Raw genomic sequence first — 18733 nt, 5'->3', positions numbered from 1 at the left:
GATGGGGACGACGAGGGCGCCCGCCGGGCGGCGCGCCCGAAGGGCGAACAAAGATGACGTTCACGGATGCAGCCGCCGAGGTGCTTCGCCTCATCGGTAGACCGCTTCACTATAAAGAGATCACCGATATCGCGATCGAGAAGAACCTCCTTAGCCACGTTGGAAAGAGCCCAGAGGTGACGATGGGCGCCCGCCTGGCGGCGACGTTGAAGAAGGACACGGCGGACAACCCCCTGGTGCGCGTGAAGCCGGGCGTGTTCGCGCTGCGCGAGTGGGACGAGAAGACCATCAAGTCCGGGCTCGACGGCAAGAAGGCGAAGCGCGGCGGAAAGCCCGAGGCGGCCAAGGCGCGCAAGGACGAGGAGCAGCCGACCCTGTTCGATGCGGGCGCCGACGACGACGCGGTGGAAGAGAGCGATCTTGGCGCTCCCGCGGAGCTCGAGGCGGAGCGCGGCGCGGTCGAGGTCGAGGGCAGAGCCGCCGCCGCGGCGGCGCAGGCTGCGCCTGCGATCGACGATGAGGACGAGGACGACGAGAAGGTCGCGGCCGGCGCGACGAGCGCGGCCGGGCTGAACGGCGTGGAGATCGCGGCAGCGCGCGAGCCCGTGCCGCCGCCGACGCCGTCGTCCCCGCGCGCCGCGAGCACATACATCGACGAGGAAGAGGGCGAGCTCGACGACGCGGAGCCGCCGGGCCCGGACGAGGCGATGCGGGCCGAGGCCGTCGCCGGCGCCGCGGAGCTCTTCGACGAAGAGGACGACGACGATCAGCCGATCCTCGGCGGCGAGGACCGCGCGACGCCCGGCTCGTCGGGCGAGCAGGGCGAGGGCCGCCGCCGCCGCCGCCGTCGCCGCCGCGGCCGCGGGACCGCGGAGGCCAACCCGAGCACCGGTGGGCTGCCTTCCTACGTCGCGACGCCGGTGTTCGAGGCGCGGCGCGAGAACGGCCGCGAGCCGCCGCGCTCCGACCGGACCGAGCGCTTCGATCGTCCCGAGCGAGGCGAGCGCACCGACCGGGCCGAGCGCACCGACCGGGTCGAGCGCACCGACCGGGTCGAGCGCATCGACCGAGCGGACCGCCCCGACAGCTTCGGCGCCGAGCCCGTCTACCGCGGTCCGCAGGTCATCGAGCTCACGGGCGGCGAAGGGCACGCGCTCGACGACCTCGCCGGCCGTGATCTCGCCGATGCGGTCGCCGGCATCCTCTCGACCTTCGATCGGAACGCGGGCGCGGTCTCGCTCCGGCAGATCGCCGAGACGGCGCAGCGCCGCGGCCGCCTCGCCGGCGACGTGCAGCTCGTGCAGTCCCAGGTCGCGGCCGCCGTGCGCGCCGACAACGCGCGCCGCACCGCCGCGGGGCAGCGGCCCCGCTTCCGCTTCGCCGGCGGCAGGATCGCGCTGACGGACTGGCTGCTGCCGGGCGACCTGGCGCGGCTGGAGCAGGAGGCGCTCGCCGCGGTGGAGCGCTACCGCGATGCCGCGCGGCGCGCCTTCGTGCGCAAGCTCTCCGAGCTCCCGGGCCATGCCTTCGTCGAGATCTGCGTCCTCGCCCTCGAGCGCATCGGCATCGGCCAGCTGCGCGCGGTGCGCCGCGCCGGGGCGCCGGGCGGCGAGAGCCACTTCTCCGGCGCGCTCCGCACGGCGGGTGATGAGATCAAGCTCGCGCTGGTCATCCGGCGGGACGGCCGCGAGGTCGGCCGCGAGCGGGTCACCGAGCTGCGCGGCTCGCTCCACCACTACGGCCCTGCGACCGCCGGCTGGATCCTGACCGCCGGTCAGATGCTCTCCGGTGCGCGCGAAGAGGCCGCGATCGTGGGGACCGCGCCCATCTCCCTCTTCGATGGGCTCGCGGTGGCTCGCCTCTGCGAGGACAACGACGTCGCCGTCCTCCGCGCCCGCCTCCCGATCGCGATCCCCGACGTCGATCTGCTCGAGGCGCTCCGGGCGTCCTGATCCCGCTCGCGCGCGTCCGGCCGGGGGCTCGCTCCGGGCCGGACGCGCGGCCCTCCTCGCCGCCGTCTTCCGGGCCCTCGGCCCTCCCTCGACAACCCTCCTCCACGGCCACGCCCCTCGCGCCGCTCCGGCGGATGGGCCCGGCGCCGCTTCCGCGGTTGACGGGCTCGGCGATCCTTGCCAGCGTCCGCGCCCATGCGCCATCGCGCGATCGCCTGGGCCGCGCCCCTCGCCGTGCTCGTGACCGGCTGTGCCTCCGTGGATCCGCCCGCGTCCCGGTTCCCGAGCGCCGACGCGGCGCTCGACCGGATGAAGGCCTCCTATGCCTGCGTGAACGGCGTCCAGGGCACCGCCAAGGTCGACCATTTCTCGCGCCAGGGGCGGCTCCGCGGGGACATGTACATCCTCGCGGTCAATCCGGATCGGGTGCGCTTCGACGTGGTGAGCCCGTTCGGCGCGACGCTCTTCACGCTCACGTCGAATGGCACCCAGTTCCATATGCTCGATGTCGGGGAGAAGCAGTTCCTGCACGGGCCCGCGAGCACGTGCAACCTGGCGCGGCTCACCCAGGTGCCCATCCCCGGGCACGCCCTCGTCTCGCTGCTCCGCGGCGAGGCGCCGGTGCTCGCTCACGAGCCGCACGGCGCCTCGATAGCCTGGGACGGCGACGGGTTCTACCGTGTGCTGATCCAGGGCTCCCGCGACGCGGTGGAGGAGATCCACCTCGAGCCGCACCCCCGCGACTTTCTCGCGCCGTGGAGTCAGCAGCGCCTGCGCGTCCGCGAGGTCCGTGTCGCGCAGCGCGGGACAGACCTCTATCACGTGGAGCTGAGCCATCACGAGGCCATCCGCACCGCGCCGCCGCGCGTCGATCCGGAGGGGATCGACGATCCGATCCCGCCGAGCGGCGGCGCGTGCATGGCCGAGATCCCCCGCTCGATCCGCATGCGGGTGCCCAACACCGAGGACGACATGATCTTTCAGTACAAGGAGGCGAAGTGGAATCCGCCCCTCATCTCGGGGGCATTCACGCAGCCGGTCCCGGGCGGCGTCGTCCGCCGTCATGTCGATTGCCAGGATTAAGGTGCTCTGAGCAGGCGCGTTCAGGTGGCTCCTGAAAGGACAAAGGACATCACGGGCGGCGCAGGCTGGCTTATGGCAGCGCTCGCCTGATGGCGTGGACGCCGCTCGTTCGAACGTCTAGACAGACGCAATCCACCTCGCCGTGGCGGGAGGAGTCGGCGATGGACGTCGAGCCGGGAACGATCGTCGGCGATAAATACCGCCTGGAAGGGCCGCTCTCGCGGGGCGGGATGGGCTCGGTGTGGCTGGCCCGGCACCTCCAGCTGGGGGCGCCGGCGGCGATCAAGTTCATGGATCCGGAGCACGCGGCCTCGCCGGAGTTCCGCGCGCGCTTCTACCGCGAGGCGCGGACCGCGGCGAACCTCGGTAGCCCGCACGTCGTGAGCGTGCAGGACTACGGGATCTGGGGGACCGTCCCGTACCTCGTCATGGAGCTGCTCCGGGGCGAGGATCTCAGCCGTCGCCTGAGGCGGGTCCGCCGCCTCTCCCTCGCCGAGGCAGCGCGCATCGCGGTCCAGACCGGCAAGGCGCTGCGCCGCGCGCACGAGTGCGGGCTCGTCCACCGCGATCTCAAGCCCGGCAACCTGTTCCTCTCGCGCGTCGACGAGGACGAGGAGATCGTCAAGATCCTCGACTTCGGCATCGCCAAGCAGCTCACCGGCAAGCTCCTCACCGACGAGACCACGAGGACCGGCGAGCTCCTGGGCTCGCCGTTCTACATGAGCCCGGAGCAGGCGCGCGGCGACAGGAACCTCGACGCGCGGAGCGACCTGTGGTCGCTCGGGGTGATCCTCTTCCGCGCGGTCACGGGCAAGCTCCCGTTCGAGGGCGACGTGCTCGGCGCGGTCCTGTCGCGCATCCTCGTCGAGCCGATCCCGCTCGCGACGCACCTCGCGCCCGACGTGCCGGCCGATCTCGACGTCTTCTTCCTGCGCGCCCTCTCGCGCGACAGAGCCCAGCGGTTCCAGTCGGCGCAGGAGATGGTGCACGCCTTCGTCGTCGCGGCGGGCGATCCGGGCATCCCGCTGCCCGTGCCCTCGGCGCCGCAGCCGGCGCCCGTGACGTCGCGCACGGGGACGCTGCTCGGGCTGTCGCCGGGCGGCGCCGGCGCGCTGGAGGGCTCAGGGGAGCTCGCCCCGCTCTCCCGACCCGGGGACCAGGGCCCGCGCCCGCGGCAGGACACGCTCGCCTCGCTGGCCGATCCGTCCCAGCCCGGCACGCTGACGGCGGCAGCGGCCGGCGAGGTGCGCGCGGACCGCAGGCCTCACGCGAGCGCGACGCTCCGCTGGCTCGTGGCGTGCGGCGCGCTGTCCGCGATCAGCGCGACGGTCGCGGTCACGGCGCTGCGGCCCGTCGGCGTGGAGGGCGCCGCGCCCCACCACGTGATCGCGCCGATCGAGCCCGAGAGCGTGAGCCCGGCTGCGCCGTCTCTGGAGGTGGTCCGCGCATCGACCCCTGTGATGGCACGCTTGCCCTTGGCCGAGGACGTGCCCGCCGCGGACGCCGCGCTGCTCGCGGCCACGGCGGATCCGGCGGCGTCCGCCGAGCGAAAGGCCCCGCCGGCTCCGTCGGCCCCGCGCCGGGGCCCGCGCCGCTCGCGCGAGATCATCGACCCCTGGCAGCGAAGGTAGCGCGCGGCCGCACCGGTCCGACGAAGCCGGCTACGCGAGCGCGTCGCGGATGCGGCGCGGCGCGTCGGTGATGAGCCCGTCGACGCCGAGCGCCGCGAGGTCCTGCGCTTCCCGCGGGTCGTTCACGGTCCACACGTTGATCACGCGGCCCTGCCGCTTCAGGAGCGCGATGCGCTCGGGGGACGCGATCGTCCGCTCGATGTGCGCGGCGAGCGCCCCGAGCGCCGGCGCGAGGCGCACGGCCGCGTCGTGGTAGCGGCTCCGGTGCACGAGGAGCGCGCGCGGGACGGCCGGCACCAGGGCGCCGAAGGAGGCGATCATGACCGGATCGAACGACGAGACGAGCAAGGCGTGGCGCGGATCCCAGGCGCGCACGAGCCGCGCGGTCGCGAGCACGACGGCGGTGCGATCGGGCACGTCCCGCTTCATCTCGATGTTGACGGCGAGCCGCCGGCCGCGCGCGAACGCGAGCACCTCGGACAGGAGCGGCACCCGGTCGCCGCGGAGGTCGACCCGCCGGAGCTCGTCCCAGGGGAGCGCCGCGGCGGCGCGCGGGTCCGCGCCCTCGGTCACCCGCGCGAGGTCCGGGTCGTGCAGCGCCACGAGCTCGCCCGAGCCGCACACCCGCACGTCGAGCTCGATCCCGTCGGCCCCCTGCGCCGCGGCTTCCTCGAAGGCGGTGAGGGTGTTCTCTGCGGGGGCGCCCTCGCCGCGCACGCCCCGGTGCCCGAAGAGGAGCGGCGCGCGCGTGGCCGCCGCGCGTGATGACGCTGCCCGCCCCGTCTCGCGCGCGCTCCTGCGGAAGCGCTGCTCGGCCCAGGTCACCGCGCGGGCTCCCCGTCGAGCTCCTCGGCGACGGCGCGGGCCGCCTCGCGCGCGCGCTCGAGCGCGGAGAGCGGGAAGGACGCCGCGCCGACCGCCGGGTGCCCGCCCCCCTCGTAGCGGCGGCAGATGGGGGCGATGTCGCGATCGCGAGGGACGCCGCACCAGGGGTTGTAGCCGACCGAGAGCTTGTAGTGCTGCTTCTGCCGGGAGAGCGTGACCGAGTACACGCAGTCCGGGTACATCGCGTACGTCATGAACTTGCCGACCGCCTCGAGCGGCGCGTCGGAGAGGTCGACGAGCACCACGCGGCCGAGCTTCCGCGCGCCGCGCTCGATGCGCGTGACGAACGTCTGCCGCGAGACGGAGAGGGGACGCCAGAGATCCTGGATGTCCGCCTCGCGCGCCACCTCGCTCACCGGCCGCTCGACGAGCCGGGGCACCACGGAGGCGAGGAACGGCCCGTCCCCGTGGTGCTCCACCACGGAGGCGAGCTGCATGATCGGCTCCTCCCGGCTCACGGCGGCCTCGGCCGTGGGGAAGCGCGCGGTGTCGATGAGGTCGGCCCACCGGATGAGCTCATCGGCGCTGGACATCTCGACGCCGAAGTGATCGCGGGCGACGTCCGCGATGAGCTTCGTGCACGAGCCGTAGGCGGCGTCGTAGAAGACGTGAGGCGCGTCGCCCGCGACCTTCGCGCGCGACGCGCCGGCGAGCGCCGCGTCGCGCTCCTCGTCCGAGCCGAACCCGGTGACGTGGTGGTCGAAGTACCACGTCAGCTTCTTCGTCGGCGTGTAGCGGAAGTCGAGGATCGCGTTCTCGTCACCGTCGAGCCACGAAGGCGGGATCATCGTCATGCCCGGGCCGTAGCCGCAGGATCGGTACCGCAGCGCGAGCGGCTCGCCGGGGCGGAGCGCCTGCATCAGGCGGGTGAACAGCGCCGCGCTCGCCATGCCGTCGAAGCAGTGACCATGCGTCGCGACGACGATGTCCCTGGGTTTCATCGGGCGAGTGGGTAGCACGACCCACGGCCGGCCGCTCGCAGGCCGAGCGCGGCGCGGCGGTTCTGGTAGGCTCCGCGCGGTGCGGCGCGCTCTCGCTCTCGTCGAACTGCATCCGTTCGGGCCGGCGCGCCGCCTGCTCGCTACGTCGCTCGCGCTCGCCGTGTCGGCGTGCGGCGGAGGCCGCGCCGAGGTCCTGCGCCCTAGCCCGCCGCCTCCGCCGGCCTCCTCGCCCGCGCCCGACGCGCCGCGGAACCCGCCGCCTCCGCGCGACGCGCCCGAGCCGGACCCGGAGGCGTCGCGCCTGTTCCTGAGCCGCGCGGCGGAGCAGCGGCCCGCGGCCAGCGCGCCGGTGCCGCGCGTGACGGCGCTCGCGCTCGCCAACACCGCGCGCGGGGAGGCGAGGGGCCTGGCGCCCCTCGGCGACGTCGTGTCGCTCGCGATCGCGGAAGGGGAGAGCGCCGCGATCCCCGTGCGCGTCCCGCGCGGTGTTGGCGAGTGCGCGGTGTTCATCGCGCAGGGCGGGCTCGGCGTGATCGAGGTCGACCTCTTCGTCACGAAGGGCGCGCCGCCCGCGCTCGAGATCGTCGCCCAGGACGCGGACCGCGGGCCGGTCGCGGTGATCGGCGGCCGGGGAGCGTGCCTCTCGGCGCCCGGCGCCGCGCCGCTCGCCGTGGAGCTCCACGCGCAGGTGCGGCGCGGCGCGGGCGTCGTGCTCGTCCAGGGCTTCCGGGGCGCGCGCCCGGCCCCGCCGCCCGGCGCCGCGCCGCCCGGCGCGACCCCGCCCGACACGGCGCCGCCGAGCGCCGCGCCTCGCGTGCCGCCCCGGTAGCGCGGCGACCGCGCCGGGAGCGGGCGGCCGCGCGCTCCTCGTGCCGCGGTCCTCATTTCGCGCAACTCGTCCCGGGCGTCGGTCGACACGCCGCGTATGGCGTCGATCGAGATCCAGCCCGCAGATCCCTCCTACCCCGCGCAGCTCTGGGCCCTCGTGACGGAGACCGAGGCCGCGCCGCCGACGCTCTACCTCCGCGGCGCGCTCCCGGCGTGCCCGGGCGTCGCGATCGTCGGGACGCGCGCCGCGAGCGACGAGGCGCTCCGGTTCACCCGCGCGCTCGCCGCGGCGCTCGGCGAGGCGGGCTTCTCGATCTGGTCGGGCGGCGCGCGCGGCGTCGACGCGGCCGCGCACGAGGGCGCGCTCGACGCGCGCGCGCCGACGGTCGTCGTCGGCGGCGGCGGCCACGCGCACCCGTACCCGCGCGAGCACGCGGCGCTGTTCGCGCGCGTCCTCGCCGCGGGCGGCGCGCTGCTCGCGCGCGTCCCCGACGACACGCCGCCGCTGCCGGCGCTGTTCCTCCAGCGCAACGCGGTCCTCGCCGCGCTCACGCTCGCGACCGTCGTGGTCGAGGCGGGGGTCGAGAGCGGCGCCCGCTCCGCCGCCGCGGCGGCCCGCCGCCTCGGCCGCCACCTCTGCGTCGTCCCCCACGCCCCGTGGAGCCCGCGCGGCGTGGGCTGCGCGCTGGAGCTCGTCTCCGGCGCGCGCCCTATCACGCGCGCGGCCGACGTGATCGACGTTCTCGGCGGGCAGGCGCCTCCGCCCCGCCGGCGAGCGCGGCGCTCGGCGCGCAACAGGTCGCCCGGCGGGGGCACGCTGCCGCTCCCGGAGGCCGCCTTCGGGGCGCGGACGGGCGTTTCGCCCGAGGAAAATGGGCCACGTCCGTCGATGAGCGCGGCCGAACGTGCGGTCCTCGACGCCCTGGACGCCCGGCCGGCGCACGTGGATGAGGTCTGCGAGAGGACGGGGCTTCCGCCCAGACGCGCCGTGGAGGCACTCTTGACGTTGACGCTCCAGGCCGTAGTAGTAGAGGGGCCCGCCGGGTTGTTTCGGCGGGCTCTTCGTTGAAGGGGCGCGCCGGCTCACCCTGCCCAGTGCGGTTTCGGGTGGCCGCCTCCTCGCGGGGGGGCCTCCCTCGCACCGAAGGGCGCCCCTCAATCCTCACAAGCCCGATCTCGTTGCTCAGAAGGTGGTGATGGCCAAGACGCTCGTCATCGTGGAGTCGCCGGCGAAGGCGAAGACCATCAAGAAATATCTCGGCAACGGGTACGAGGTGTTCGCCTCGAAGGGGCACGTCAAGGACCTGCCCAAGAAGCAGAACGCCGTCGACGTGCAGAACGATTTTGCCGAGACCTACGAGGTCATCGAGGGCAAGGAGAAGGTCCTGGAGGAGCTGAAGTCCGCCGCGAAGAGGGCGGACGAGGTGCTGCTGGCGACCGACCCCGATCGCGAAGGGGAGGCGATCGCGTTCCACATCTCGGAGGAGATCAAGAACCCGAAGCTGAAGGTGGCGCGGGTCGAGTTCCACGAGATCACGAAGAAGGGGGTCGACCACGGCGTCCACAACCCCCGCAAGCTCGACGAGAACCTGTACGACGCGCAGCGGGCGCGGCGCGTGCTCGACCGCATCGTCGGCTACGACGTCTCGGCGCTCGTCTGGTCGAAGCTCGCGTTCGGCCTGTCGGCGGGGCGGGTGCAGTCGGTCGCGCTGCGGCTCATCGTGGACCGCGAGCGCGAGGTCGAGGCGTTCGTCCCGGAGGAGTACTGGAACATCGCGGTCGGCCTCGGCGCGGCGAGCCCGCCGCAGCGCGCCCCGTTCGTCGCGAAGCTCGCCTCCGCCGACGGCAAGAAGCTCGAGGTGACGAACGGCGAGGTCGCGGGGAAGGTGCGCGCCGACCTCGAGACCGCCCGCTACAAGGTGGCGAAGGTCGTGCGGCGCGAGCAGAAGCGCAACCCGCCCGCCCCGTACACCACCTCGAAGCTCCAGCAGGACGCGACGAACTACCTGCACTTCGGCGCCAAGCGGACGATGCAGATCGCCCAGGCGCTCTACGAGGGCATCGACCTCAAGCGCGACGGCGGTCCGGTCGGCCTCATCACGTACATGCGTACCGACTCGACGCGCGTCAGCGACGACGCGATCGCCGAGGTGCGCGGCGTGGTCGCGAAGCGGTACGGCAAGGAGTTCGTCCCCGAGCGCCCGAACGTCTACAAGTCGAAGAAGAACGCGCAGGACGCGCACGAGGCGATCCGGCCGACGAGCGTCGAGATCCACCCGGACTCGATCAAGAAGCACCTCAAGGACGAGCAGTACAAGCTGTACAAGCTCATCTGGAACCGCTTCGTCGCCTCGCAGATGACCCCGGCGGTGTACGACCGCACGACGGTCGAGATCGACGTCGCGCCGACGATCGCGGCGCCCGCGTACCGGAGCTACCTCGCCCGGGCGACCGGGCGGATCCTGAAGTTCGCCGGCTGGCTGCAGGTGACCGAGGGCCAGCAGGAGTTCGCCGGCGAGGACGAGAGCGCAGGCGCCGCCGCCGCGGACGGCGGCGCTGCCGCGCCGGCGCCCGAGGCGACCGCCGCCGAGGCGGAGCGCGCGGCGCCGGGGCCCTCGGCCGAGGAGGACTCGGAGGCGCTCCTGCCCGACATGAAGGAGGGCGAGGCGCTCGCCGTGTCGCCCCCGGGGGTCATCACCGACCAGAAGTTCACGCAGCCGCCGCCCCGCTACAACGAGGGCTCGCTCGTGCGCGAGCTGGAGAAGCGCGGCATCGGCCGCCCGTCGACGTACGCGGAGATCATCAGCAAGGTGCAGCAGCGCGCGTACGTCGAGAAGCGGGACGGCGGCGCGTTCCAGCCGACGCTCCTCGGGAAGTTCGTGGTCGACGGCCTCGTCCGGTCGAACCTCGACATCATGGACCCGAACTTCACGGCGCAGATGGAGGAGGAGCTCGACGCGGTCGGCGCCGGCAGCCTGAAGCGCGAGCAGCTGCTCAAGACCTTCTACAAGAAGTTCAGGGAGCAGCTCGACAAGTCGAAGAAGCTCGCGCCGTGGAAGCCCGAGGCAGAGAAGACCGACATCGTCTGCGACGAGTGCGGGTCGATGATGCTCAAGAAGTGGGGCAAGAACGGCTGGTTCTTGAGCTGCGAGCGCTACCCGAAGTGCAAGGCGACGCGCGACCTGTCCGACGCGCGGGGGACCGCCGCCGTCCGCGAGACCGACATCTCGTGCGACAAGTGCGGGAAGCCGATGATCATCAAGACGGGCCGCTTCGGCGACTTCCTGTCGTGCACCGGGTACCCGGCCTGCAAGAACACGCGCCCGGTGCCGCTCGGCGTCGCGTGCCCGAGCTGCGGCGGCGATCTCATCGAGATCCGGCCCCGCAAGAAGGGCGGGCGCACCTTCTACGGCTGCTCCAACTGGAACGCCGAGCAGAAGTGCGAGTTCAAGCTCTGGCAGAAGCCGGTGCCGGTCCCATGCCCGAAGTGCAGCGCGAAGTTCGTCACCCGCACCGCTGGCAAGAAGGCGATGCTCGTCTGCGCGACGAAGGACTGCGGCTTCAAGCAGGAGATCGTCGAGGGGGAAGGGGAGGACGGCGCCGCCGACGGCACCGCCACCCCGGAAGCCGCGGCGGTCGTCGCGAGCGCCGCCCCGGCGCCGGCCGCACGGCCCGCGCCGGCGGAGCCCACGCCAGCCGGCCGGCCCGAGGCCGCGCCGCAGGGCGCTGGTGCGGCCCAGGGGGCCGCCGAAAAGCCCGCGCGGGCCGTGCGCGCCCGCCGCACGGCGAGCTAAGAAGCCCGCGAGACCCCCCACCCTGGTGAGCTGTATGAACGGAGCGGAGAGCCCGCACGACGTCGTCGTCGTCGGAGGCGGCCTGGCCGGTTGCGAGGCGGCGTACCAGCTCGCGCAGCGCGGGCTGCGCGTGCGCCTCGTCGAGATGAAACCTCACCGGCGCACGCCTGCGCAGACGAGCGATCGGTTGGCCGAGCTCGTGTGCTCGAACTCGCTGCGCGGCGCCGCGCTGAGCAACGCGGTGGGGCTCCTCAAGGAGGAGCTCCGGCGCGTGGGCTCGCTCGCCTTGCGGTGCGCCGACGAGACCTCGGTGCCGGCCGGAGGCGCGCTGGCGGTCGACCGCGAGCGGTTCGCCGAGGCGATGACGCGGGCGATCGAGGCCCACCCCCGGATCACCGTCGAGCACCGGGAGGTGACGGAGATCCCCGCCGAGCGGCCCGTGATCCTCGCGACGGGGCCGCTCACCTCCGACGCCCTCGCGGCGAGCCTCGCCGCGGCCGTCGGCGCCGAGCACCTCGCCTACTACGACGCGATCGCGCCGATCGTCAGCGCCGACTCGATCGACTGGTCGCGCGTGTGGAAGCAGTCGCGCTACGGCAAGGGGGGCGCGGTCCGCGGCGAGCGGAGCGCGCAGCTGGAGCGGGCCGCGCCGCCGGAGGACGCGGCCGAGCGCCGCGACGACGCCGAGGCCGGCGACGAGGCGTACGTGAACTGCCCCTTCGACGAGGCGCAGTACAAGGCGTTCGTCCAGGCCCTCGTCGCGTCGGAGAAGGTGGAGGCCCGCGCCTTCGAGGAGGTGCGCTACTTCGAGGGGTGCCTGCCCTGCGAGGTGATGGCTGTGCGCGGCGAGCAGACGCTCGCGTTCGGGCCGATGAAGCCGGTGGGGCTCACCGATCCGCGCACCGGCCGGCGCCCCTACGCGGTGCTCCAGCTGCGCCCGGAGGACGAGGCGGCGACGGCGTACAACCTGGTCGGCTTCCAGACGCGCATGAAGTACGCCGAGCAGCTGCGGGTGTTCCGGATGGTGCCCGGCCTCGAGGAGGCCGAGTTCCTCCGCATGGGCTCCGTGCACCGCAACACCTTCGTCGACGCTCCGGCGCTCCTCGGCCCCGCGATGGAGCTCCGCGCGCTGCCGGGCGTGCACCTGGCCGGCCAGATCTCGGGCGTCGAGGGCTACGTGGAGAGCGCCGCGGCGGGGTTCGTGTGCGCGATCCTCCTCGCGCAGCAGCTGCGGAACGAGCCGCTCCGGCCGCCGCCGCCCACGACGGCGCTCGGCGGCATCCTCACGCACCTCGGCCGGAAGCAGCCCACGTATCAGCCGTCCAACATCACCTGGGCGCACATCGCGCCGCTCGATCCAGCGCACGGCAAGCTGCGCAAGCGCGCCCGCTACGAGGTGATGGCCGAGCGCGCCCTCCGCGACCTCGACGCGTGGTGGGCCGCGGGCTGACGGCGGCTCGCCGCGCGGCAGGCGGCGCGCCAATCGTGCGCGGGCTGCCCGCCGCGCGCAGGCTTGGATAGCCTGGCGGTGGTGCGCCGCGCGCCGCCCGCGCGCTTCGAGAGCCCGCCCGCGCGGACCCGCGCCCATGGAGGTAGCCGATGAAACTTCGCTTGTTTGCGCTCCTTGCGCTCGCCGTTCCTTCCGTGACGCTCCTGTCGCCGCGCGAGGCGCTCGCCTGCGGCGGGTGCTTCGCCCCGCCCACCGAGACGACGGTCGTCAACGCGCACCGGATGGTGCTCTCCGTGTCGCCCGTCCAGTCGGTGCTCTGGGATCAGATCCAGTACTCCGGCGATCCGAGCGCGTTCGGGTGGGTGCTCCCGGTGAAGCGCGGAGCGATCCTCGAGGAAGGCTCGGATGCCTGGTTCGAGACGCTCGACGCGGCCACGTCGGTGCGCATCACCGCGCCGAGCTCCACCTGCGCCCGTAGCGGCGGGGGCTGCAGCTCGGACCTCAGCTCCGCGGACGCGGCGGGGAGGGCGTTCGGCGGCGATGACGTCGTGGTGCTTCACCGCGGCACCGTCGGTCCGTACGACACCGTGACGCTTGCGACCGACACGCCCGGCGTGCTGAACGCCTGGTTCGACAAGAACGGCTTCAACGTCGACGAGTCGACACAGCCGATCATCGACGCCTATGTCGACGAGGGCTTCGACTTCATCGCCATCAGGCTCCAGCCGGGCAAGGACGTGAAGGAGATGACGCCGGTGCGGGTCGTCACGCCGGGGGCGAACCCCGCGCTCCCGCTCCGGATGGTCGCCGCCGGGACGGGCGCGAACGTCGCGATCACCCTCTTCACCATCAGCGAGGCGCGGCTCGCCCCCGAGGGGTTCGCGGCCGCGGCCGTCCCCATCGACCTCCTCGCGTGGGACTTCGCCTCGCAGGAGTCGAACTACGGCGTGCTCCGCGAGAAGGCGATCGCGGCGGCCGACGGCGGCCGCGCGTTCCTCACCCCCTACGCGCAGCAGGGCTCGCTGTTCTCGCCCGTGTCGAGCCCCGCGGCGCCGTTCGGCGTGCGCTACACAACGAGCGGCTCGACCACCCCGGTCGACACGATCGCCGCCGCGTTCGCCCAGCAGGGGCTCGCCAACGGCGAGACCGGCGAGGTCCAGGACTCCGCGTGCGCCGTGCGCTTCGCCGAGATCGCGACCGAGAGCCGCGCCGTGGCGAACCCGTGCCCGGCCGGCGTCCCGCTGTCGGATCCGAGCTGCGGGGAGGTCGCCTCCGACCAGATCGACGCGCGCGACCTCGCGTGCGGGTCGCTCGACGACCTCGCCATCGCGATGGTCGGCCTGCACCCGAAGGACGTCTGGCTGACGCGTCTCGAGGCGAACCTGCCGCGCGCCGCGCTCGACACGGACCTGGTCCTGAGCCCCGCGCCGCAGGAGCGGGTCGACAACTGGCTTCGCGCCCGCGTCAGCGTCCACGCCGACGTGCTCTGCGGCGCGGCGACCCCGGTCCTCGACGGCGATCGCCCCTCGCGGACCCGCGGGCAGGGCACGCTCGTGGGCATGACGCTCGGCGCCCTCGCCCTCGCGGCGGCGATCGCCCGACGCGGCGCGCGCCGCCTCGCCTCCCGCCCGGCCTGACCGGCGCTCAGACGCCTTCGTCCCGCGTCCTGGCCCGGGCGACGGGCAGGGCGTGGCCCTGCTCCGGGACGATGGTGAGAGCGCCGTCCGCCTCCAGGATGGCCCATCGCACCTGGGAGAGGTGCTCCAGCCCGCTCTTGTGCATCTCGGACAGGATCTCCTCCGGCTGGATCCGCTCGCGATTGCACGCATCCTCCAGGATACGGCCCTTCGCGACCAGCACCGTGGGCGAGCCGTCGATGACCTTGGACGCCTTCGGGAAGAGGTGCGTCAGGAGGGACGTCAGGAACACCAGCACGAGGACGGTGGACACGCCCGCGAGCGCGTTCGCGAGCGACGCCTCGCGGACGAGGGCCTGAGAGACGATCTCGGGGATCAGCATGAGCGTGACGAGCTCGAACGGCGACATCGAGCTGAGCTCGCGCTTGCCGAGCACGCGGAACGCGGCGGCGAGGAACACATAGACGAAGGCGACGCGGGCGACGGTCTCCATGGTGATCTCAGGGGAAGATGAACGTGCGGAGCGGCACGTGGACGCCGCGCTCCCCACCGCACGACAGGGTCGCGTTGCCCGAGGCGAGCCAGCTGCGCTCGCCGCGGAGCTCGATGTCGATCCGGCGGCGCTCGCCGGGCGCGAGGTCGCCCAGCGCGAAGCGCCCGAACGCCGCCTCTGCAGGCGTGGCGTGGTGCTCCTCGAAGCTGTCCAGGTAAGCCTCGTCGAGCGTGAGCGCGGCCGCCCGGCAGGGCTCGCCCGCCGTGTTCTCCACGTCGAACGTGACCCGCTCCATGTCGCGGAAGCGCATCCGCTCGGGGTAGGCGACGCGCAGGGTGAGCCCCTGCGCCGTCGCCTCGCGCGCCGCCAGCGCGTGCATGAACAAGGCGCTCGCGGCCACGCAGGCGAGCGCGAGCGCGCCGATCGCGTGCAGGGGATCCAGGGCGAGCCGGCGCCGCAGGGGCGGCGCGGACGGCGGTGTGGGCTCGGGTTCGGATGGCGCCCGGCGCGACCTGGTGCGCGTCCGGGCGGGCCGAGGAGCGGAGAGCTCGCGGGCGGCGGGGATCATCGCGCCCACGCTTTCAAGACCGGTGCCGCGGCCCGCTCGCGCACGCGCGGCCCGCTCGCGAGGGCGGCCGCTGCGCCGGAGAGGCCGCTTGCCCCGCAGGCGCCGCGGACGGCGCCGTGAGCGTGGCGCTTTGCCACGTGGTGAGCCTCCTGTTGCTGACTTCACTGCGCGATCGCGCCTTGGCGATGTGGCACACGGGCTGCTTGAGCCACGGCGGTGAGCGCGCGGGCCGCTGTGGCAATCGAGCTGCAGCCGCCCGGCGTTCGGGACTCGACATGACCTGCTCGGCGCCGACGTTTCCAGGCTCCAGGGCGGACTCCAGCACCGGTCGCGCTGCGGCAGGGGGCGCTCTCCACACGACGCGCCTCCTCCCCGGGATGAAATGGGTGCTCGAGTCGCTCCTCGATGACATCGCGCTCGCCCGGGAGCGGATATGGATCTCCACGTACATCTACCGCAACGATCTCATGGGTCGTCGCTTCGCCGACGCCTTCGCGAGCGCCGCGCGGCGAGGCGTGGATGTCCGGCTCCTGTACGACGCGCTCGGCAGCCACACGACGCCGGCGGCGTTCTTCGAGGACATGAGGGCTCGCGGCATCCGCGCCCGCGCCTACAGGCCGCTGGGCGCCGTCCTCCGCGGGGGCGCCCTGTTCCCGCGGGAGCACTCGCGCATCGTGGTGATCGACGGCGCCGGGTACGTCGGCGGCGCTGCGTGGGCCGACGAGTGGCTGCCGCGCGACGAGGGCGGCGACGGCTGGCACGAGGTCTGTAGCCGGGTGATGGGGCCCTGCGTGACCGACATGGCGCGGGCGTTCGAGTGCCGCTGGATGCTCGCCGACGAGGCCGCGGGGCGCTCCTTCGATTACTGGACGGGCGGCGTCTACGACGACGTGGAGTTCATCACCGACGCGCCCACGCCGCCCGCGGTCATCTACGAGCGCCACCTCGCGCGGGTGCGCGCGGCGAGGCGGCGGGTGTGGATCGAGAACGCGTACTTCTGTCCTCCGCGCGGGCTCGAGCGCGAGCTCATCGACGCCGCGCGCCGCGGGATCGACGTGAAGATCATCGTGCCGCGCGACTCCGACCTCCCGGCCATCCGCCACGCGAGCCTCGCGCGGTACACGTCATGGCTGGAGAACGGGCTCCAGATCCACGAGTTCCTCCCGTCGATGCTCCACGCGAAGTTCGCGGTGATCGACGACGACTGGGCGACGGTGGGGACCTTCAACGCGAACTCGACGAGCCTGAGGTGGGTGAGCGAGGCGAACCTCATCGTCAAGCAGCCCGCCTTCGTGAGGGACGCGGCCCGCCTGTTCGAGCAGGACCTCGGGCGGAGCGAGGCCGTACGCCTCGACAACCTGCCCAGGCAGGGCCCCTTCGCGCAGGCGCGCAACGCGCTGTGGAGCTTCGGCCTCGACCTGGTGGAGCCTCGCTATGCGGGCGCGCTCCCCGAGGCCGAGCGTGAGGGCGGGTTCCTGCAGGCGCTCGGCGTCTAGCCCCGCCCGCCGGGCCGGCATCCGGGCCGCTACGGCGCCGCTGGAGCGCTCGAAGAGCCCTCCGCTGCGCCGGCATCCGCGGCCGGCGGCGCCTCCTCGGTGGTCGCCGGACGGCGGTGGACGCCCGGCTCCTTCTCGGCCGTCCCGGCGTCATCGTAGACCTCCACGGCGCTCGTCGACGCCTCGGCGGCCGGCGGGCAGGCCGCTTCCCCGCCTTCCCGGTCTCCGCCAGCCGGACAGGCGGCGCTCCCTGGCGTCTGCGCTGAGCCGGCGGCGATCGGCTGCGCCGTCGAGGCCGGCGCCTCCGGGCCCGCGCTGGGCCCGGACGACCCGGGCGGCGCGCTCGCCGCTGGCGCCGGCGGCTTCCCGGTCGCGGCTGGCGCGTTCGCCGCCGGCGCCGCGATCGCAGCCCGCGCGGCGGCCGTGGCCGGCGCCTGAGGCGCGTGGACCGCGGCCTTCAGCGCGCGCGCCGGGCGCGGCGCCGTGGGTCCGACCGGCGGCGCCACGCTCCCGTGCGCCACGCCGGTCGGATGGGAGCTCACCTCGAGCGGTGGCTGCGCCGGAGACGGCGCCGCGGCGATCATCGCCACGGGCTGGACCGGCGGCGCCGGCGTCGACTCGCCTGCGCGACCCGCCGTGCCCAGCGCGACGCTCCACACCGCCGCTCCCGCGAGGGCCACGAGCCCGGCCGCCGCGACGCCGCGGAGCGGAAAGCGCTCCCGCCACGACGACCGCGGCGACGGAGACGCCGCCCCCGGCAGATTCACCATCGCGGTCGCCTCGGACCACGCGCGCTCCCCGCTTTCCTCGATCCCCTTGCGCTCCGCCGCCACCGGCGCGCTGTGACCCGCCGCAGCCGCCGCAGCCGCCGCCCCCGGCGCCCTCTGCGCGGCCGTCATGGGCAGCTGCAGCTCCAGGGAGTCGTCCGCGCGGCGCGAGTGCAGCGTCGGCGCGGAGCTCACCGCATTCAGCCGCGGCGACGGCGACGGGATCTGGCTGGCCCGCTCGTCCAGCCATTGCGCGCGGAGCGACGCGCCGCACACGTCCTCCGAGACTCCCCTCGAGACAAGCCACGTCGCGAGCGCGCTGCCCAGCTCGCGCATGCTCCCCCAGCGATCCGCCGGATCCTTGCGCAGCCCGCGCTCGATGATCGACCACAGCGCCGGATCCGAGCCGCACCGCTCGACGAGCGAGCGCACCGGATCCTGGATGATCGCGCGCAGCGTCCCGAACCCGTGCTCCCCGGCATACGGCGTCTCACCCGCGATCGCCTCGTACAGCATCGTGCAGAGCGCCCAGATGTCCGCTCGATGATCAATGTGGCCTTGCCCGAGCGCCTGCTCCGGCGGCATGTACTGCGGAGTCCCGATCACGGCCGCGCCCGTCGATCCGGACTCGGGCTCGGTCCACGTCACCTTCGCGATCCCGAAATCGACGACCTTGGGCCTTATCCGCCCGTCGCCCTGATTCGCGAGCATCACGTTGTCCGGCTTGAGATCCCGGTGAACGACGCCCCGCTCGTGGGCCGCGTGCATCGCGCTCGCGACCGGCAGCAGGATCGCGAGCGCCACCTCGGGAGCGAGCCGGCGCTCGCGGCAGAGCACGTCCCGGAGGGCCTCGCCCTCCAGGAGCTCCATCACGATGTACGGGGTGCCGTCCGCGGTCTTGCCGAGATCGAAGACACGCACGATCCCGGGGTGGCTGAGCTTCGCCGCGGCCCGCGCCTCGCGCAGCAGGCGCTCGGCGATCGCGGGAGAGCGCATCTCCGGCCGCAGCACCTTGATGGCCACATTGGCCTCGAGCGCCGTGTTCGTGGCGACCCAGACAGACCCCATCGCGCCCTCTCCCGCTTTGCGGAGGAGCTGGTACTTCTCGCCCACCACCGTGTCGACCTCGAAGCATTCCCCTGAGGTGTGCTCGAACGCCTGGGTCATGTTGCTCGACATGCGCTCTCCTGCCGTCTGCTCCGGCCATC

The 18733-nt window shown here is 73.7% G+C and carries 14 protein-coding genes; 9 read left to right on the top strand and 5 right to left on the bottom strand.

Annotated features, from left to right (window positions below):
• Window positions 1-53 precede the first annotated feature (53 nt).
• The 3 genes from WMF12_RS26940 (at window position 54) to WMF12_RS26930 (ending at window position 4666) form a co-directional block, all read left to right on the top strand.
• Window positions 54-1952, top strand: coding sequence for an HTH domain-containing protein (locus WMF12_RS26940; RefSeq protein WP_437850088.1), 1899 nt, complete (start codon window positions 54-56; stop codon window positions 1950-1952).
• Window positions 1953-2147: 195 nt separating this feature from the next.
• The gene (locus WMF12_RS26935) at window positions 2148-3035 is read left to right on the top strand and encodes a LolA family protein (protein WP_437850087.1); all 888 of its coding nucleotides are present in this window, start codon (window positions 2148-2150) and stop codon (window positions 3033-3035) included.
• A gap of 161 nt (window positions 3036-3196) precedes the next feature.
• Entirely contained in the window at window positions 3197-4666 is a 1470-nt protein-coding gene (locus WMF12_RS26930; protein WP_437739546.1) for a protein kinase domain-containing protein, read from the top strand.
• Window positions 4667-4696: 30 nt separating this feature from the next.
• Here the strand turns inward: WMF12_RS26930 and WMF12_RS26925 are convergent, their stop codons facing one another.
• Window positions 4697-5491 carry a glycerophosphodiester phosphodiesterase gene (locus WMF12_RS26925; RefSeq protein ID WP_437850086.1) on the bottom strand — a complete coding sequence of 265 codons (795 nt, stop codon included), beginning with the start codon at window positions 5489-5491 and terminating at the stop codon, window positions 4697-4699.
• A complete protein-coding gene (locus WMF12_RS26920; protein WP_437850085.1) occupies window positions 5488-6492 on the bottom strand; it encodes a hypothetical protein in 1005 nt (334 codons plus the stop codon). Before WMF12_RS26920 ends, WMF12_RS26925 begins: the two co-directional genes overlap by 4 nt.
• Before the next feature lie 79 nt (window positions 6493-6571).
• Between WMF12_RS26920 and WMF12_RS26915 the strand changes: the two genes are divergently transcribed.
• The 5 genes from WMF12_RS26915 (at window position 6572) to WMF12_RS26895 (ending at window position 14201) form a co-directional block, all read left to right on the top strand.
• Complete coding sequence (locus WMF12_RS26915) at window positions 6572-7321, top strand: hypothetical protein (RefSeq protein ID WP_437850084.1); 750 nt, start codon at window positions 6572-6574, stop codon at window positions 7319-7321.
• Between the two features lie 96 nt (window positions 7322-7417).
• The gene (locus WMF12_RS26910; protein WP_437850083.1) at window positions 7418-8389 is read left to right on the top strand and encodes a DNA-processing protein DprA; all 972 of its coding nucleotides are present in this window, start codon (window positions 7418-7420) and stop codon (window positions 8387-8389) included.
• Between the two features lie 127 nt (window positions 8390-8516).
• Window positions 8517-11114 carry a type I DNA topoisomerase gene (gene topA, locus WMF12_RS26905; RefSeq protein WP_437850082.1) on the top strand — a complete coding sequence of 866 codons (2598 nt, stop codon included), beginning with the start codon at window positions 8517-8519 and terminating at the stop codon, window positions 11112-11114.
• A gap of 34 nt (window positions 11115-11148) precedes the next feature.
• The gene (gene trmFO / locus WMF12_RS26900; protein ID WP_437739540.1) at window positions 11149-12564 is read left to right on the top strand and encodes a methylenetetrahydrofolate--tRNA-(uracil(54)-C(5))-methyltransferase (FADH(2)-oxidizing) TrmFO; all 1416 of its coding nucleotides are present in this window, start codon (window positions 11149-11151) and stop codon (window positions 12562-12564) included.
• 149 nt (window positions 12565-12713) lie between these two features.
• Window positions 12714-14201: a DUF2330 domain-containing protein gene (locus WMF12_RS26895; RefSeq protein ID WP_437850081.1), complete on the top strand. Its 1488-nt coding sequence runs from the start codon at window positions 12714-12716 to the stop codon at window positions 14199-14201.
• Window positions 14202-14208: 7 nt separating this feature from the next.
• Here WMF12_RS26895 and WMF12_RS26890 read toward each other — a convergent pair whose 3' ends face one another.
• Together WMF12_RS26890 and WMF12_RS26885 are read right to left on the bottom strand one after the other, a co-directional pair.
• Window positions 14209-14694, bottom strand: coding sequence for a DUF421 domain-containing protein (locus tag WMF12_RS26890; RefSeq protein WP_437850080.1), 486 nt, complete (start codon window positions 14692-14694; stop codon window positions 14209-14211).
• A gap of 7 nt (window positions 14695-14701) precedes the next feature.
• Complete coding sequence (locus tag WMF12_RS26885) at window positions 14702-15262, bottom strand: hypothetical protein (RefSeq protein ID WP_437850079.1); 561 nt, start codon at window positions 15260-15262, stop codon at window positions 14702-14704.
• A 377-nt stretch (window positions 15263-15639) separates the two neighbouring features.
• On the opposite strand from WMF12_RS26885, the gene WMF12_RS26880 reads away from it, so the two are divergent.
• Window positions 15640-16758, top strand: coding sequence for a phospholipase D-like domain-containing protein (locus WMF12_RS26880; protein WP_437850077.1), 1119 nt, complete (start codon window positions 15640-15642; stop codon window positions 16756-16758).
• Between the two features lie 29 nt (window positions 16759-16787).
• Here the strand turns inward: WMF12_RS26880 and WMF12_RS26875 are convergent, their stop codons facing one another.
• On the bottom strand, window positions 16788-18704 hold the full coding sequence (locus WMF12_RS26875) for a serine/threonine-protein kinase (RefSeq protein WP_437850076.1): 1917 nt from the start codon (window positions 18702-18704) through the stop codon (window positions 16788-16790).
• Window positions 18705-18733 lie beyond the last annotated feature (29 nt).

It is taken from the genome of Sorangium sp. So ce363, assembly GCF_051520435.1.
GTDB lineage: Bacteria > Myxococcota_A > Polyangia > Polyangiales > Polyangiaceae > Sorangium > Sorangium cellulosum_B.
The sequence above is the reverse complement of the archived record's forward strand: the minus strand, read 5'-3'. Positions and strand labels throughout refer to the sequence as shown.